The sequence below is a fragment of the candidate division KSB1 bacterium genome (assembly GCA_034521575.1).
GTDB lineage: Bacteria > Zhuqueibacterota > Zhuqueibacteria > Residuimicrobiales > Krinioviventaceae > JAXHMJ01.
In genome coordinates, this window is the sequence record JAXHMJ010000005.1 from 471,320 (window position 1) to 486,913 (window position 15,594).

The following is a 15,594-nucleotide window of genomic DNA, read 5'->3' on the forward strand; positions in this document are numbered from 1 at the left end:
CCGGCATTTAGCTTCTAGCCTCTAGCTTGTGACTATTAGTCATTAGCCTCATTTGCCCTTGCGAAAAGAATGCCATAGCAGGTCAATAGAAAACTCGAGATATTGAAATACAAACTCTCGCCCATTTTACAAAAATATCCTCCATAGATTTTCCGCTAAAAGCCAATAGCCAACAGCTAACACCCTCTCTGTTTTCATGGCGTGCGGCTATGGCGAAAGCTGCGGATTATTAGGGATGACAAGCGGCCTCGGTCCAGGCTGGAAACGAGATAATAGTCACGCCCCCTTGGAGCTCGGGCCGTCGATACAAGTGAATAATGGACACAACCGCAAAACTCGAATACGATCGCATTTGAACATCAACCATATAAGCAAAATCAACGCACATTCCCAGCCCCGACGGGGCGGCATAACAAAGCTCCGGGCAGCGCCCGGAGAACGACCGCAAACCCGAATCCAGGCCCTGCAGGGGCGATATCAGCCGCACTGACCGCACAATCTCTCATTTCAGACACGTGCACCGGCAGCATTTGACGCCGATTTTCCAAGTCAACATCATTGCTCTACTATTTTAACCAATTCAACCCGTCTATTGCGTGCGCGGCTATCCTCATCTTGATTGCCGGCAACGGGAGCCAACGGGCCGACTCCATAGGGTTTGAGTCTGTTTGTAGATATCCCATGTTCGGACGAGAGAAATTCCACGACGGCCTCTGCACGCTGCTTTGATAAATCCATGTTGTGCTGCAGACTCCCGGCAGCATCTGTGTGCCCCACAACACGCAAGTCAAGATCCGGATTTTGCTCCAAAAGCTTGGCTATTTCAGCAAGCACAGATTCGGATGTCTCCTTAACAATGGCCTTGTCTGTATCAAAGTGAATGCCGTAAATACGAACGCTTCCTTTTTTATCAAGATCCTTTGCCATTGCCTCAGCATCTATGTCAACCTCTACTTTACCCGTGCTCATAGGCTTTTCCTCGAGAACCTGAATGAGAGTGACGGGGTGGCCGACCAGTTGTTCTTTTCCCTCTGAATGATGCAGGGCGGTGTAAACGGAAACATACACTGTTGCGTCCGCGTCCGGGAGCCTGGCCAATACATAGCGCTCGTCTTTGGTGTTCCAGGGCAAAAGAGCTTCGTCGGGGAGCCAGGATGGATCGTAATTCTTGAGACGTTGATCATCTCCATAAACCATATTTTCTATGGGATCGCATTCCTCCATGCATTCAAAAACCATGGCAAAACCGGCGTCTTTGAGGGCCATCTGGTAGTTACGATGAACCTGAAGACTGGAGAGGCCTTGAGGAGCCACATAAAGGATACGGGTGACCTGACCTTCGGCCTCCACGCGTTCGGACATCTCTTCACCGTCCAGGCCTGCTGGAAAGACCAATCGATCATAGTCAATGGTTTCGTAGCCAATGATATAAGACCCCTCGTACCGGGAGATCATGGGGTGGTCTTTGCTATTTTGTGCATCTTCCTGGGAATACCCTGTTCGAATTCCCGTGAAAATAAAAATCATTATCATCAAAATTAAAATCAAATTTTTAAACATAACAACCTCTTTTTTTTTGAAAAGATTTATTTCCGGATTCAATTGATATCATTGTATTTTCAGGATATTAAAATATACCCTTCCTGTAAATTATAACAGCGTGTACAGTATACGGTCAATCGGGACTGCCTAAACGTTTCAACCCAGAGCCGGGCCGGCGCGGCCACGCTGATTAAAAAAAATCCTATTTTTTCGTTTGTAATAGATCGAAAAAAAGATTCCGTCCCTCATTTGATTTGATCCGGATTTTTGAGAAACGGCATTACATCTTTGGCGCCGGGCTTGTATCATGCGGTCCTGCAAATGCGGTACATGTAACGGGGATTTTGTACCCCAACATAATCTTACAGATCGGGAGAGCGTATCCCAATATGTTTGCTGTGCAAAGTCATACCTAACAACCTATCATTTTTTACAAAGAAAATCAAGAATTTTATTAGCGTTGAGCTAAAGGCTAAATCCAGGATCAAACTGCGTTGATCAAATACGACTTTTGCAAAATCTAAAGAGGATACATATGAACCGTATATCCGTATACAAAAACCAAACCCGCCGCCCATACCATATACCCTGCACCCTGTAGATTTTAAGGGGGAAGTCTCCCCCTCGCTACAGTCAGGCTGCCCGCCCTTGAAAATTTTGCCAATAGTAAAGCACAACAAGGGGCGGGCACCGGCTCACTAAACCGGCATCTAAAAAGGCAACTAAAAGCATCCTTGCTGCCGAACAAACAACCCACCTACCGAACACTCTTGACAGCCGGTTTACCGTCCTGCTGAACAACGCAGGCCGGCCGTTCGCCTGCCTGTCTTCCGCTACCCCCTCTTCTTTCGTGTCTTGCGGCTGTGGCAGAACATGCGCATTTGTATAAATTGTCCGGGAGTGATGCGAAAAAACATCATTTGAATAATGCCACACCACAGCCCGGGGATGAGACGAGTTTTCATCAGTGGTCGGGAACAGAATAATGTTTATAGGAGCACTCAAACTCAACGCCAGCCAGCGGACGATATAAGGCTGTACCATGAGATAAAAGCACTCCTGATCAATGTCAAACACCGCACAATCTGGCTCTCAAATTACATTTGGGAGCCCCGATGTATGGGAAACTGTGTTTCCTGTGTCAGATCGCACCACACACCCATACAAGCTGCCCAATGAATCGGGACTTTTTCGTTGGCGGTTCGGATGGCTCCCGGTATTCATATCTGTCTTGTAGCACAGTGTTGGTGCTCATTTTCCCCACATCTCCATTGTTCAGTTGACAAAAAGCATTCGGCCATGATATTTCCCGATGTAAATCTCGCTGTTCACTCCGGTTCCAGCATCGCAATTAGAGCCTCATGATACAGCGCTTTAATCCTGTCTGGATATATCATGACCGAAACATCATCAAGTTCGTGCGTCTGTTTGAAATAGGACAGAATAGCACGCTGTTCCACCCGGACCAGCGCATAACACACCGTTCGCTCCTGCTTGTCCGTGACGCACTCGCTGCGCATCACCTCAAACATTTCAGCGAACGCCAGTCCCAAATCCGTTGGGTCGTTCGGACGATCTGCAGAGACCTCCTGCGACTCTAAAGAGTCCATTTTCTCCGGCCATAGCTCCTCCGCCTGTCGGTGCAAATCCTGCAACACAGAATCCACCACATCCAGCAAAGCCGCGCGTCCCGTCAACCGCGCCTCTTTTTTGCTCAACCCCTCGCGGGCGCTGACGCCCCTGCCGATGGCCACCGCATACCCGGAATCCATCAGGACATGCGCCAACCCGTCAAACGCTTCCACGATCACGCGTTCCTGCTTTGGCAGTCCCGTGAACAGAGAATGACTGCAGGACAAGAACAACAACAAAAAGATTATTAAATAGCGCATGGGTGACCTCCTTTTGCCGTTTGAAAAAGGTGAGATGAACCGCTTTAGATTCCGGAAACGATCGTTACCACGCTCCCGATTTGCAAACATAGTGAATTGTAGAACGAAAAACAATACAAACTCTCTCACCCATTTTAAAAAAATATCTACCCCAGGTTTTCCGCTAAAAGCCAATTGCCAATAGCTAACATCCTCTGTTTTCATGGCGTGCGGGTATGGCGGAACCTGCAAACTGGATTCAGATGCACCCTTTTTAAAAAGGCACAGTGTCCTCAAAAATAGTCTTGATATTCATAAAATGATCTCTTATTTTAAAGTCGGTTATTTATTATAAGGACAATAAATCATGGATAGAATTACTGTAAATCCCAAAATACTGGGCGGCAAACCCATAATAAGAGGAACCCGTATATCCGTTGAACATATTCTCAAACTCCTCGCCTCCAATGTATCAGAAAAGGAAATCATTGAGGATTATCCGCACCTGTCACATGAGGATATACAGGCCTGTCTGGAATATGCCGCTGATTCCCTGAGGAATGAAATTGTTGTGGATTTGGAATCAACATCAAGAAATTTAAAAGCCTGAAAATACTCAGTAACGTCCGGTTAGGTTTTTGCACGTAAGTAATTTCGTCGATTTTTTCGATGAGATTTTCTACGATTTTTCTTGTCGGAATCTCGCACTTCATTTTGAATTTGAATACGGAGTTCTCGCACTCTTTCGATGTTAACTTTTTCGTTATAATTTTCATGACAATAGATTGCCAGTAGCAAATATGTAATGAGGCCGCCGAGAATTTGAACCATAAGTCCGTACTGACTTCGAGCTATGAGATGATAGACTTTGAGATGGCGTTTCCACCAAGCGAAGAAATTTTCAATTTCCCAACGAAGTTTGTATGCCTGAGCAACATCTTCTGCAGAGAGGTCATAACGATTTGTCGCGATCCAGTATTTTACATTGCCGATTTTATAACCGACAAGTCGTATCGACTTTTTTGTTTGATTGGTGCCCGGCGTCCCCAATAAAACTATAGCATCATAAAAAACAATGCTTTCTGGTTTTATGTCATGTGCATAAAGACATTTTTTTTCGTCGATGCTTTGATGCGGCAGAAAAATTGACGACCGTCCTCCTGCCATTGGTCAAAGCGTTTATGGCATTGATAGCCCCGATCAAGAACGCCGGACTGGTCAGAAGAGAGTATTTGATCGACAAATGGTCGTTCACCGGCTAAACCGCCTGTGAGATATAGTTTTGTTGGAATGGACCGATTAATATCAAAACCGAGATGAACTTTTGCCTTTTTAGAGCCGTTTCTATAATCAGCCCAAGTCATTGAAAGAACAGCATCAATCAAAGAACCGTCGATGGCAACAAGCTCCCCCAAATGTTCAAATTGCTTTGGGATAGTGGTCGCAGCTTTGGCTTGAAGTTCATTAAAAACAACAGCTAGTTGTTCGAGGCCGCGATTGTTGATAGCCTCAAAAAAGCTACTTTTTTGATTCCTTCTTTCGGGCAATATGCTCCCGAGCAAATGTATCTTCTTGAAGAACCTGGACAAGATGAGTCCCTGATTCATGCTCTTCAAGATGATAAAACACGAGGGCATTGAGTTGATCTTCAAATGTCATTTGCAGAGGTCGATCTCCTCGTGAAACTAATGGTGGTACCTTGGACAAGATAGCCTTGATCGGTTCCATTAGTCTTTTGAATGTTTTAGATTTTTGTCGAGGCTTAAACTTTTTGAATTTACGTCGCATTTCCATAACACCTTATATTTATTAATGTTATGAAAATCGACTTCAAAATTTTTGACGTAATGTCAAGTGTTTTTTTGTGTTATGTCATATTTTTTTGTATAATCTGAGCGTTGCAATTACCTAACCGGACGTTACTGGAAAATACTGGCGGATGAGAACATATCTCCCAAAATTGTACAGTATTTTAGAGAAAATGAATTGGATGTCATTGATGTTAAAGAAAAAGGATGGCATGGAAAAACTGATAAAGAGTTGTTAAATATTGCATACAGGGAAAAATGCTTTTCCCTTACCCATGATTCAGACTGTGGGACGCTCGTTGTTCATAAGCAAATTAATTTTTACGGATTAATATACATCAGCGTAAAGGATTTAAATCCTGAACACGTAAAATCCATTTGTGATAAATTATTTCGATTGAAAATTGATATTGAACCCGGTAGTATCATCGTTGTTGAAGAATCAAAATTACGAATCAGACAAATCAATAAAAATTAATAACAACATAAACATACGCCCGTCTGGAGACGCCATATGTAGCTCTGTAATCAGAAATCAAAACAACCATTCAACACTCCTCCATTTTTCATTAATGTCACCGGATAGTAATAATCCCATTTAAAAGAAAAAGTATCCCCCTCGCTGCCCCGTGAGATAGATATTTGCTGGTTTAGCAGGGTAAAAGCGGTAGGGATATTTTTTTCGCTTTATGAATCAGGAGGATGTATGATTTCACGGGGCCGGGCACCGGCTCACTAAATTGGCACATAGCGTTTAGCATTTAGCTTTTAGCTTTTAGCCTCTGGTGCAGGACATTCAGCATCTTGCCGATTTCCTCACATTTTGTAAAAAGCCTGTCAAACAACGATGTATCGAGATAGGATAAATCACGGGATCATTCAAGCTGATACGACAATTCTGCACAAGATCCTCTCGCGATATTCACAAACTGCCTGAATTCAGACTCGTGGCTGCGCGCTGAGCCTTCTACCAAATTCATCGGAATAGATGAGGCACTGCGGCGCATTTGATTGGATAACGCAAACTTTTCCTCTGCAGGGAAACCACTCGTAACGTTGTAAACCTCAAGTCAAAGAATGAGATAATTTAAATAAAATCACCTCAAAGGATCAATCGCGAATCATATCCGACATCTATGACCTCGCTGAAAATCCTCGTCCTCCGGGATGCCAAAACCTCTCAGCAAGACCGGCCTGGCGAATCAGAATCGGTTCGTATCGTGTCATTTATGAAATACACGACGATCAATTGTTGGTACTTGTGATTACGATTGGTCATAGAAAAGACATTTATAAAAAATAAAGGTCACTTGGAAAAACACGCCTTGCCCACAATATCAAAAACCCGCACAATCCGGCTCCCAAATTGCATTTCGCCCCAATGTATGGGAAACTGTGTTTCCGGTTTCAAACTGCTCCGGACACACCCGATAAGCCGTTATATGAACCGGGACACTATTGGCGGCCGGGTGAATATTTTTTTCAAAAGCAAAAAAAAGCTGGTGTGCGTAGGGTCACGCAGCAAAATTCTGCATTTCCAGGGATACATTGCGCTGTAATGCGTCATCGGCCCGGTTTAATATTTTTTGGTTGGTTTCGGAAGATACATATTCCTCCCCGCAATTTTCGCAGATTTCAGCCGGCACTGCTTTAAAAATAAGAGTGGATTGGTCTTTTCAAGAACAATTGTGGTCGTACCGGGTTTTGTATCGCCGTTTCGGCAAATTGCGCATTTCATTTTACTCTCCTGCTAAATTGTTCATCCCAGATTTGAGGATCCGGTTCATAAACAGTAATGATGTAAAGACGTTTTTGTTCAGCATCCAGTCCCATTACAATATGGATGTAACGATTTTTCATTGTCTTGCCGTTTATCAGCACACTCGGAAACGGATAATCGTCCGCATATTCTTCAATAATCTGCCCCCTTCAATCAACTGGAAAATCTCTTGTTCATTTATATTCCGCTTAAACATCCGCTGGGTTGCATGTATTCTGCAAACAATCTCAAATGATAAAAGATCGGGATATTTATCTGACACTATCAACATACACAAATGTAAATATTGTTGCTTTTGAAAGCAAGTATAATTCTCTCTCAATCCTAAAAGGCAAGCGGCAATATAAACCTGGTTCAAGGGGCAAGAAAGGCAGGAAATAGTAAAAAGAAAGTAGAAAAAAAGGCGAGTTTTAAGGGTTAAGGGAAAGCAGTAAATAAAAAGAAAAAAGTAAAGTGTCAAGAAAAATCTGGTTTTCAGTTCGTTGCTTAATAATGATTAGCAACCAACCCAAATAGACAATTATTGTCGGCTTGAGAAACCTTTTTTATTTTTCAGGCGTTTTTTGTATGTTATAATATTCGCTACGCTGCATATACATCATCGACTATAGCAAATTCTGTCCATGCAGCCTTGATAATATTCTCAACAGGAGTTTATATGCGTGCATCAACGATCCGTGAAAAAATTTCTAAAGAAATTGAAAGAATCCCGGACGAAAATGTACACGAGATATTTGATCTCTTGCATTATTATCGTTTGGGTTTGAATGAAGAATCATCTAATCCCCAGAAGACATTAGAATTGGCCGGTAGTTGGAAAGATATGCCTAAAGAAGAGTTTGATGAATTTATAAATAATATAAAAATCCGCAGGAGCAGAGCATTTCGCTCAAGGGGGCACCGTGAAGCAGGCACTGATTGATACGGATACTCTTTCATATTTTCTTCGAAATCAGAAAAATACGGTAAAATCGTTTAAAAAATATCTCATCAAATATGAGAAAATCAGTATCAGTATTATCACCTATTATGAGATTCTAAGCGGTTTAAAGTATAAAGATTCCAGAAAACAGCTCGAGTCATTTCTGAGATTTTCCCGATATAATTCAATACTCCCTCTCACTCAAAATTCTATAGAAATTTCAGCAAATATTTATTCCAACTTGAGGAAAAAAGGGATACTGATAGATGATATCGATATTTTAATAGCCGGGATTGCATTGAATAATGATTTAATTCTTGTCACGCACAATATCGGTCATTTTGAAAGAATACAGGATCTAGAAATAGAAGATTGGTATTAATAAACAAAATATGGTAAGAAAAAAAGCAAGTTTAAAGGGTTAAGGAAAATCTGGTATTCAGTTCGTTTTTGTTCGTTGCTTAAAAAAGACAGGCAACGAACGACATGAACTATACGAACTATTTCAGCAATAATTCAAAATGCAAATTATCTCTTCATATGCATGCAGCTCCGGCATATGCCGTCCCGATGGGACGGAAACAATGCTTTTAATCTTTCTATAGACATTCTGTCCCTAACGGGACAATCAGCCTGATATCGCATTGATTCACTACTATCGGCATTTATCCAGTCCCGTCAGGGATGATATATCTATAGCCATATAAACCCGATAAATGTGCGTCCCTTTGGGGACGCGATATGAGACGCTGCAATTTGAAAATGACATGACCGTTTGAAAACCTGTTCTTTAATAAAAATTCAAAAACAGGCCCGCGGAACATGCAATAAAACAAGATCACCGCATCAATCAATTCACCTCGTTCGGCTCGTTCGTTTTTGTTCGTTGCTCAACTAAAAAAGCAACGAACGACACGAACAAAACGAACTATTTCATCAATAATCGAAATTGCAAATATTCTATTCCTATGCGGCGCAGACATACAAAGTCCCGTCAGGGACGATATATCTATAGCCATAGAAACCTGATAAATGTGCGTCCCGCTGGGGACGCGATATAAGGCGCTGCAATTTGAAAATAACATGACCCTGGGGACAGCCGGTTCTTTAATGAAAATTCAAAAACAGGTCGCGAAACATGCAATAAAACAAGATCACCGTATCAATCAATTCACCTCGTTCGTCTCGTTCGTTTTTGTTCGTTGTTAAAAAACAATCAGCAACGAACGAGACCAACAAAACGAACAATATAATCAAAGTTTCAAGCGTTAAGGACAGGCAGTAAATAGTAAAAAAAGTCAAGTTTTAAGAAAAACCGGGGGAATATTGTATAAAAATTTAAAGTTTTCAGTTCGTCTCGTTCGTTTTTGTTCGTTGCTTGAAATAACAGGCAGCGAACGACACGAACGAAACGAACTATTTCATTAATACTATAAAATACACATAATCACTTTGCATGCAGCTCCGGCATATGCCGCCCCGACGGGACGGAAATAATGCTTTTAATCTTTCTATAGACATCCTGTCCCTAACAATCAGCCTGATATCGCATTGATTCACTATCGGCACAGACCCAGTCCCGTCAGGGACGATATATCTATAGACATATAAATCCGATAAATGTGCGTCCCTTTAGGGACGCGATATGAGACGCTGCAATTTGAAAATGACATGACCCTTGGAACAGCCTGTTCTTTAATAAAAATTCAAAAACAGGCCCGCGGAACACACAAAAAGACACAAATAAGTCAAGTACCACCACCAGAGGTGGTGGCTTGACATGTTAAGCCCTGAAAGGGGCGCTGGGGGTTGCCGTCAATATTTTAAGTTCAGTTGGTTATTTTCAATCTCTTTTTCCTTCTCTTCCTGATATTTCACGTATTTGCGGATCATCTCTTCATCCAAACCGACAGTGCTTACACAGTAGCCGCGACTCCAAAAATGACGTCCCCAATAGTGCTTACCGAGCTTTTCGTATCTGTGAAACAAATTTATGCTCGTCTTGCCCTTCAGGAACCCCATGATATTTGACACCGAATATTTCGGCGGTATCGACAATATCATATGCACATGGTCCGGTTGAATATTCATCTCAAGAATTCCTACCAAATCTTTCTGCCCGGCTAATCGATATAGCTGCTGTCGTGTATATTCTGCTATCTCTTCCTTCAACACTCGAAAACGATATTTCGGACAAATGACAACATGATACTTGCATTCGTACAAAGTATGACTTAACTTCTTAAACCTACTCATTTGTACCTCCTTGATTTCTTAACGCGCCTTTCAGGGAGGTACATTATAAAAAATACAAATAAATTAAGCTACTGGTGGAACCTATTCAGGGGACCACTGCCAGAGGCAGTGGTTTTTAAAAGCACAATAAAATTGCAACCATCAATAATCCAGTCCTTGATAATTTTGAACAGATGAAAGAAATTCAATTATATAAATCATGAGAAGCTGATATAAATATGCATAAAATCCTAAATACATATTTCATTCAAAACTTTCGTATCTATTTTGATTTATATCACCTCGAATTTGCAGGTAAGCTAAATTGCGCAAACCAATTCCATCCAATATTTTTCTATCTATCTTTTCAAATTCCCGCCGCAATTTTAGCTCTAAAATGATCGATCATTTAGAAAAAGTCTGAAAACTTTGTCCATTCTCATCCATTATACAACCGAACCCGGGAGACCCTCGATATGAAACCGATTTCCGCGATGGCTGCAGATATTTTTCAATGCATCACCGCCCACCCGTTTTACACCCTGTTCATCGCCCTTGACCTGCTGTTCTTGTACGGCTTTGCCGCCGGCTGGGGATTTGTCACCTCCAACGAGCACACGGTCAAGGGACCGGAGCGGTTTTTCCGCGGACGGTAAAAGCGGTAAATAGTAAGAAGAAAAAGTAGAAAACAGTCTGGTTCGTTTTGTTTGTTGCTTAAATGAATAACAGCCAACTCGAGTAAATAAATATTTCCGGGGACAGAAATCTTTTTTATTTTCATACGTTTTTTTATGTTATGGGTAAAAATCAAACATTTTTTTAAAGAATATCAGCCCATGTGCAACAATTGTAGATTCTTTCTATTATCAGAAATTGAGTCAAATAATAGAAAAGGTATTGCAATTTGGAAATGATATATTTAAGTTAATTTAAATATCGTATATTTTTAGAGTTCAATTTTTTCGAGACTGGCATTTGGGAAAAATTGGGATTAATATAACGGGTTTATTTGAAAAGATAATAACAAAAGGCAAGTCTATGACGGAAACATTAACTTTTATTGAAGAACTAAGCCGTGAGACGAATAAATCTGAATCTGAAGTCATCTCTATGGCTTTTCAAACGGGTATACGCCAATTACGGCGAGAGCATATTCTGGGTCAATATCTGCGAGGAGAAATTTTACGGGAAACAGCTGTAGAACGAGTAGGGATTGATTGGGTTGAAATGGCTGAACATCAACATAAAGCGATGCAGGAGGATTTAGCCTGGGCGCTCAAAAAACAAAAAAAGCCGTAGTGGATGCAGGACCTTTAATTCACCTTAATAAACTTGACAGCTTGTATCTTTTAAGCATTTTTGAAACATTACACCTACCAAATGCAGTTTGGATTGAAGCCGTGCAAAAAGATCGGGTGGATCAGCGTGATCTATTGCAATTGAGCAATTACAACATCAAGCTAATGACCAAGACCCATAAGAATTGTAAAGTAAAAGCTTTAATGGATAAAATTATGACAGACACTCAATTATTAAAAAGAATAACAATGAATCCTGAAATATTGGTTGGGAAACCGGTAATAAAAGGTACCCGACTTTCAGTGGAACATATCCTCAATCTGTTGGCGCATGGTGATACCATTGAGGATATTCTGAACGAATATGATAGATTAGATGTAAATGATATCCAGGCATGCCTGTTATTCGCAACAAAATCATTAGAGAATACATCATTTATGCCGCTCGAAGAGGAGCTTTCTTAAAAGTTAGAATCGCCGGAAGCCATACCTTTAATAAAAATTAAAAGACAACAGCTCCAAAATTATTCCCGGAAGTGGAAAAACATTCTTCTCAAAGTGTACCACCTGAGCAAAATAAAGTGCCCACCGGGCAAGTGGTACACTTTCAAGTGTCCAATGACAATATGGAAACGATTTCCGGAATTGCCGTAGACATTTACCACTGAATCACCGCCCACCCGTTCGACACCCTGTTCATCGCTATGGACCTGCTATTCCTGTACGGTTTTGCCGCCGGTTGGGGATTTGTCACCTCCAGCGAGCACACGGTCCAGGGACCGGCGCGGTTTTTCCGCGGACGGTAGAAGCAGTAAATAGTAAGAAGTAAAAAAGAAAGTAGAAAAAAGCAAGTTTTAAGGGTTAAGGGAAAACAGCAAATAAAAAGAAAAATCTGGTTTTCAGTTCGTCTTGTTCGTTTTTGTTCGTTGCTTGAAATAACAGGCAACGAACGACACGAACTATACCAACAATATAAACCTGTTTCAAGGGGCAAAAAAAGCAGGAAATAGTAAATAGTAAAAAGCAGGTAGAAACATTTCCGCGCACAGAAACCTTTTTTGTTTTATAGTCGTTTTTTATATATTGTTATACAATAATCAATAAATACGGAGTATATGATGAAATCTTTTACTCAAAAAGAAGTTGAAAACAATGTTTTCAAAATTTTTGATTTGGTAAAAAATGGAAAGAACATACTCATTAAAAGTGACCGGGATCAGGAAAATTTGGCTGTAATCATTCCTTATAAAAAGTATAAATCAAAAGGATATCGGCAACTGGGCATTCTGGAAGGAAAGGCAAGTTACAAAATTGCAAAAGATTTTGAAACTTCCGATGAGGAGATTCTTGATTTATGAGATATCTCGTCGATACCCATTATATTTTGTGATACCAACCTTGCTCCCTATTCTGGATTTTCAGAAAACATTTGTTTGCAGTTCGGCTCGTTCGTTTTTGTTAGTTGCTTAAAAAAACAGGCAACGAACGACACGAACGAAACAAACAATAAAAAACTGGTTCAAAGGACAGAGAAAGCAGTAATTAGTAAGAAGTAAGAAGTAAAAAGAAAGTAGAAAAAACAAGATCTAAGAAAAACCGGGGAAATCATAAAGTCAATTGCGAGTCATTTTAGAAACCTGGATGTCAGGGGCAAAACTGTGAATATTCAAAATTCTTGACTTTTGAATCTATATTACCTTTAGAAAAATGGAGGTTGGGCCTTATGAATAATCAATTAACGATGATCTATTGGAAAAGTGAGCAGTTTTGGCTTGGGAAACTGAAGGAATATCCGGAAATTATGACCCAGGGCGAAACACTTGAGGAACTGGAGGAAAATATAAAAGATGCCTACCATATGATGATTATGGATGACGTCCCAAAAGATCACCAGGAAAAATCAATTGCGGTATGAAGCGTAAGCAATATAAAGAGCAGGAAACAGTAAGAAGAAAATAGTAGGTAGAAAGCAGTTATAAGGGTCAAGTTTTAAGTGTTAAGGGAAAACAGGAAATAGTAAGAAGTAAAAAGAAAGTAAAAAAAGTTTTAAGAAAAACCGGGGATTCGCGGACCGTGAAATATGTTTGGAATTCAAAATTTTGATTGACTTTTCAATAATCATAACGTACATTTTAGCGTACGTTATATTGAGGAGTGAATCATGAAGACCATCAGTATCACAAAAGCCAGATCAAATTTATTCAAGCTCATTGATGAAACCGCCAATATTCATGAACCCATTCAGATTACCGGCAAACGATCGAACGCCGTGCTCCTGGCCGAGGATGACTGGAAAGCCATACAGGAAACATTGTATCTGCTATCCGTCCCGGGAATGAGAGAGTCCATTAAAAAAGGCCTGGAAACGCCGCCGGAAGAATGTTCCGGGGAACTTGAATGGTAAAATGGAAACGGGTCTACACCCGTCAAGCTCAAAAAGATGCCAAAAAGCTGAGTTCCTCAGGTCTGAAAGACAAGGCCGTTGAACTGTTAGAGCTGTTGGAACATAATCTTTTTCAAACCCCGCCTCCCTTTGAAAAGCTGGTCGGAGATCTCACCGGAGCGTTTTCACGGCGCATTAATATTCATCATCGTCTTGTATATCAGGTTATTGAGGATAAAAAATTAGTCAAGATTATCAGAATGTGGACACATTATGAATAGAAAACACATAGAAAAAAACAAAAACTATCAACTTTTTTTTAGGACGATACAGGTGGTAAACTCAGATAAACCGCCAAGAGCGCAAAGATACGCAAAGAAAAACAAACATCCTGAAAGCCTTGTATCTGAAAACGCCATGTCCAAGTTGAAATAAAAGGATGCCTGGCAATCCACAACAGTCATCTTTGGCGTTCTCGGCGTCCTTTGCGGTTGAAATCAGATCCTGAAATTCTGCAAAGTTGACATTTTCTATTTATAAAAACGTCCCCCCCCTTGAAACTCCCGCAAAATTCCCGTATCTTTACTCTCACGCAAACACCCAAACCCAGGAGACCCTTGACATGGAAACGATTACCGGAACCGCCTCAACCCTCTATCAATGGATCACTTCAAATCCCTTCGACACCCTGTTCATCGTCATGGACCTGCTGTTCCTGTACTGTTTTGCCGCCGGCTGGGGATTTGTCACCTCCAGCGAGCACACGGTCAAGGGACCGGCGCGGTTTTTCCGCGGACGCGCATTGAATCGGAGCGAGGCCACAATACATTATGACGAGCGCGAACGAGCGGGCAACCGGCTGCTGGTGATCGGACTCGTGTGTCTGCTGGCGCTGTTCTTTATCCCCCTCCGCTTTTCCTTCTGGATCAAGCTGCTGCTCATCATTGCATCTGTGGTGGTATCGCTGCTGCTGGCCGCGGTCTGGGGGACACGCTACAAAATGAAAAAACACATGCATGTGCATTCCGATCGCGTCGACAGCGCTCGTCAGAAAAAGCATGCGGCGCTGCTCGCGGACCGGCGGCGGGAAGCGCTGCGCTATCTGAGCGAGGGATTTGACACCGAACAGGAATTCCTGCGCGCGGCGCAGATCTACGGACAGAAGCGTCTGCTGCAGGCCATTGACCTGGAAATCGACAGAACCGAATTTTCCCACTCGCGGCTTGAATCGATTGCCGCGAACCTGAGAGGCGGTCTCAAGGCGCAGCAGCGCCGCACCGCGACTCTCGACGAACTGGTGCCGGGCGGCGCCGCCGCGTATGCCCGCATCCTGCAGGGCCTGTCGGACCCCGACCGGGAACGCGCCGAATTTCTGTTAAAGGAAATTCTGGACCGGTATGTGGATTTTCGTCGAAAAGATGAGTATCGGAAAGAGTTTAAGAATCTTGTCAGGGGAGGCCGGTTGTAAGACAAATAAAAGCGTTTTAAGTAAGCAAGTTTTAAGTGTTAAGGACAGAAAGTAGAAAAAAGTTTCAAGCGTTAAGAAAAATCTGATTTTGAGTTCATCTCGTTCGTTTTTGTTCGCTGCTCAAAAACAATCAGCAACGAACGCGAGGAAAGAAACGAATAATATAAATCTGTTTCAATGGGCAAGAAAAAGCAGCAAGTTGAAAATGGCAGAAAAACACTGTCAACGTTTTTAGGACGATACAGGCAATAATTTAAATCAAACATCCGGATCATATCTATTTTTCT

General features: G+C 41.7%; 19 protein-coding genes and 1 pseudogene. 13 read left to right on the forward strand and 7 right to left on the reverse strand.

The window, feature by feature from the left end; all coding sequences use genetic code 11:
- Positions 1-229 precede the first annotated feature (229 nt).
- The 4 genes from U5R06_14925 to U5R06_14940 all read right to left on the reverse strand — a co-directional run bounded on the left by U5R06_14925 (position 230) and on the right by U5R06_14940 (position 3,434).
- The gene (locus U5R06_14925; protein MDZ7724056.1) at positions 230-496 is read right to left on the reverse strand and encodes a hypothetical protein; all 267 of its coding nucleotides are present in this window, start codon (positions 494-496) and stop codon (positions 230-232) included.
- Between the two features lie 59 nt (positions 497-555).
- Entirely contained in the window at positions 556-1,560 is a 1,005-nt protein-coding gene (locus U5R06_14930) for an OmpA family protein (protein ID MDZ7724057.1), read from the reverse strand.
- Between the two features lie 615 nt (positions 1,561-2,175).
- On the reverse strand, positions 2,176-2,586 hold the full coding sequence (locus U5R06_14935) for a hypothetical protein (protein ID MDZ7724058.1): 411 nt from the start codon (positions 2,584-2,586) through the stop codon (positions 2,176-2,178).
- Positions 2,587-2,870: 284 nt separating this feature from the next.
- Positions 2,871-3,434: a hypothetical protein gene (locus U5R06_14940; protein ID MDZ7724059.1), complete on the reverse strand. Its 564-nt coding sequence runs from the start codon at positions 3,432-3,434 to the stop codon at positions 2,871-2,873.
- Positions 3,435-3,780: 346 nt separating this feature from the next.
- On the opposite strand from U5R06_14940, the gene U5R06_14945 reads away from it, so the two are divergent.
- Entirely contained in the window at positions 3,781-4,023 is a 243-nt protein-coding gene (locus U5R06_14945) for a DUF433 domain-containing protein (protein ID MDZ7724060.1), read from the forward strand.
- Between the two features lie 20 nt (positions 4,024-4,043).
- On the opposite strand, the pseudogene U5R06_14950 reads toward U5R06_14945, so the two are convergent.
- A pseudogene (locus U5R06_14950) lies at positions 4,044-5,201 on the reverse strand (IS4 family transposase).
- A gap of 144 nt (positions 5,202-5,345) precedes the next feature.
- Here U5R06_14950 and U5R06_14955 point away from each other — a divergent pair.
- Both U5R06_14955 and U5R06_14960 read left to right on the forward strand, forming a co-directional pair.
- Positions 5,346-5,699: a DUF5615 family PIN-like protein gene (locus U5R06_14955; protein ID MDZ7724061.1), complete on the forward strand. Its 354-nt coding sequence runs from the start codon at positions 5,346-5,348 to the stop codon at positions 5,697-5,699.
- A gap of 645 nt (positions 5,700-6,344) precedes the next feature.
- Positions 6,345-6,524, forward strand: a complete 180-nt coding sequence (locus U5R06_14960) for a type II toxin-antitoxin system RelE/ParE family toxin (protein MDZ7724062.1) — start codon at positions 6,345-6,347, stop codon at positions 6,522-6,524.
- Between the two features lie 431 nt (positions 6,525-6,955).
- Here U5R06_14960 and U5R06_14965 read toward each other — a convergent pair whose 3' ends face one another.
- Positions 6,956-7,141, reverse strand: coding sequence for a DUF4258 domain-containing protein (locus tag U5R06_14965; protein ID MDZ7724063.1), 186 nt, complete (start codon positions 7,139-7,141; stop codon positions 6,956-6,958).
- A gap of 518 nt (positions 7,142-7,659) precedes the next feature.
- Between U5R06_14965 and U5R06_14970 the strand changes: the two genes are divergently transcribed.
- Positions 7,660-7,923, forward strand: a complete 264-nt coding sequence (locus U5R06_14970) for a hypothetical protein (GenBank protein MDZ7724064.1) — start codon at positions 7,660-7,662, stop codon at positions 7,921-7,923.
- Positions 7,904-8,305, forward strand: coding sequence for a type II toxin-antitoxin system VapC family toxin (locus U5R06_14975; protein MDZ7724065.1), 402 nt, complete (start codon positions 7,904-7,906; stop codon positions 8,303-8,305). Before U5R06_14970 ends, U5R06_14975 begins: the two co-directional genes overlap by 20 nt.
- A 1,433-nt stretch (positions 8,306-9,738) precedes the next feature.
- On the opposite strand, the gene tnpA is transcribed toward U5R06_14975, so the two are convergent.
- Complete coding sequence (tnpA, locus tag U5R06_14980) at positions 9,739-10,179, reverse strand: IS200/IS605 family transposase (GenBank protein ID MDZ7724066.1); 441 nt, start codon at positions 10,177-10,179, stop codon at positions 9,739-9,741.
- 455 nt (positions 10,180-10,634) lie between these two features.
- On the opposite strand from tnpA, the gene U5R06_14985 reads away from it, so the two are divergent.
- The 8 genes from U5R06_14985 to U5R06_15020 all read left to right on the forward strand — a co-directional run bounded on the left by U5R06_14985 (position 10,635) and on the right by U5R06_15020 (position 15,307).
- Positions 10,635-10,814, forward strand: coding sequence for a hypothetical protein (locus U5R06_14985; protein ID MDZ7724067.1), 180 nt, complete (start codon positions 10,635-10,637; stop codon positions 10,812-10,814).
- Positions 10,815-11,196: 382 nt separating this feature from the next.
- On the forward strand, positions 11,197-11,457 hold the full coding sequence (locus U5R06_14990) for a hypothetical protein (GenBank protein ID MDZ7724068.1): 261 nt from the start codon (positions 11,197-11,199) through the stop codon (positions 11,455-11,457).
- Positions 11,458-11,672: 215 nt separating this feature from the next.
- Positions 11,673-11,921 carry a DUF433 domain-containing protein gene (locus U5R06_14995; GenBank protein MDZ7724069.1) on the forward strand — a complete coding sequence of 83 codons (249 nt, stop codon included), beginning with the start codon at positions 11,673-11,675 and terminating at the stop codon, positions 11,919-11,921.
- Between the two features lie 650 nt (positions 11,922-12,571).
- Complete coding sequence (locus U5R06_15000; protein MDZ7724070.1) at positions 12,572-12,814, forward strand: hypothetical protein; 243 nt, start codon at positions 12,572-12,574, stop codon at positions 12,812-12,814.
- 365 nt (positions 12,815-13,179) lie between these two features.
- Complete coding sequence (locus U5R06_15005) at positions 13,180-13,371, forward strand: type II toxin-antitoxin system HicB family antitoxin (protein ID MDZ7724071.1); 192 nt, start codon at positions 13,180-13,182, stop codon at positions 13,369-13,371.
- Between the two features lie 246 nt (positions 13,372-13,617).
- Entirely contained in the window at positions 13,618-13,860 is a 243-nt protein-coding gene (locus tag U5R06_15010) for a type II toxin-antitoxin system Phd/YefM family antitoxin (protein ID MDZ7724072.1), read from the forward strand.
- Entirely contained in the window at positions 13,854-14,120 is a 267-nt protein-coding gene (locus U5R06_15015; protein MDZ7724073.1) for a Txe/YoeB family addiction module toxin, read from the forward strand. Before U5R06_15010 ends, U5R06_15015 begins: the two co-directional genes overlap by 7 nt.
- Positions 14,121-14,461: 341 nt before the next feature.
- The gene (locus tag U5R06_15020) at positions 14,462-15,307 is read left to right on the forward strand and encodes a hypothetical protein (GenBank protein MDZ7724074.1); all 846 of its coding nucleotides are present in this window, start codon (positions 14,462-14,464) and stop codon (positions 15,305-15,307) included.
- The last annotated feature ends 287 nt before the right edge of the window (positions 15,308-15,594 follow it).

What these genes read in the sequence shown, in the direction of transcription:
- U5R06_14930 (MDZ7724057.1), bottom strand. Translation starts at nt 1,560, where the DNA reads ATGTTTAAAAATTTGATTTTAATTTTGATGATAATGATTTTTATTTTC.
- U5R06_14935 (MDZ7724058.1), bottom strand. Translation starts at nt 2,586, where the DNA reads ATGGTACAGCCTTATATCGTCCGCTGGCTGGCGTTGAGTTTGAGTGCT.
- U5R06_14940 (MDZ7724059.1), bottom strand. Translation starts at nt 3,434, where the DNA reads ATGCGCTATTTAATAATCTTTTTGTTGTTGTTCTTGTCCTGCAGTCAT.
- U5R06_14945 (MDZ7724060.1), top strand. Translation starts at nt 3,781, where the DNA reads ATGGATAGAATTACTGTAAATCCCAAAATACTGGGCGGCAAACCCATA.
- U5R06_14970 (MDZ7724064.1), top strand. Translation starts at nt 7,660, where the DNA reads ATGCGTGCATCAACGATCCGTGAAAAAATTTCTAAAGAAATTGAAAGA.
- tnpA (MDZ7724066.1), bottom strand. Translation starts at nt 10,179, where the DNA reads ATGAGTAGGTTTAAGAAGTTAAGTCATACTTTGTACGAATGCAAGTAT.
- U5R06_14985 (MDZ7724067.1), top strand. Translation starts at nt 10,635, where the DNA reads ATGAAACCGATTTCCGCGATGGCTGCAGATATTTTTCAATGCATCACC.
- U5R06_14990 (MDZ7724068.1), top strand. Translation starts at nt 11,197, where the DNA reads ATGACGGAAACATTAACTTTTATTGAAGAACTAAGCCGTGAGACGAAT.
- U5R06_14995 (MDZ7724069.1), top strand. Translation starts at nt 11,673, where the DNA reads ATGACAGACACTCAATTATTAAAAAGAATAACAATGAATCCTGAAATA.
- U5R06_15000 (MDZ7724070.1), top strand. Translation starts at nt 12,572, where the DNA reads ATGATGAAATCTTTTACTCAAAAAGAAGTTGAAAACAATGTTTTCAAA.
- U5R06_15005 (MDZ7724071.1), top strand. Translation starts at nt 13,180, where the DNA reads ATGAATAATCAATTAACGATGATCTATTGGAAAAGTGAGCAGTTTTGG.
- U5R06_15010 (MDZ7724072.1), top strand. Translation starts at nt 13,618, where the DNA reads ATGAAGACCATCAGTATCACAAAAGCCAGATCAAATTTATTCAAGCTC.
- U5R06_15015 (MDZ7724073.1), top strand. Translation starts at nt 13,854, where the DNA reads ATGGTAAAATGGAAACGGGTCTACACCCGTCAAGCTCAAAAAGATGCC.
- U5R06_15020 (MDZ7724074.1), top strand. Translation starts at nt 14,462, where the DNA reads ATGGAAACGATTACCGGAACCGCCTCAACCCTCTATCAATGGATCACT.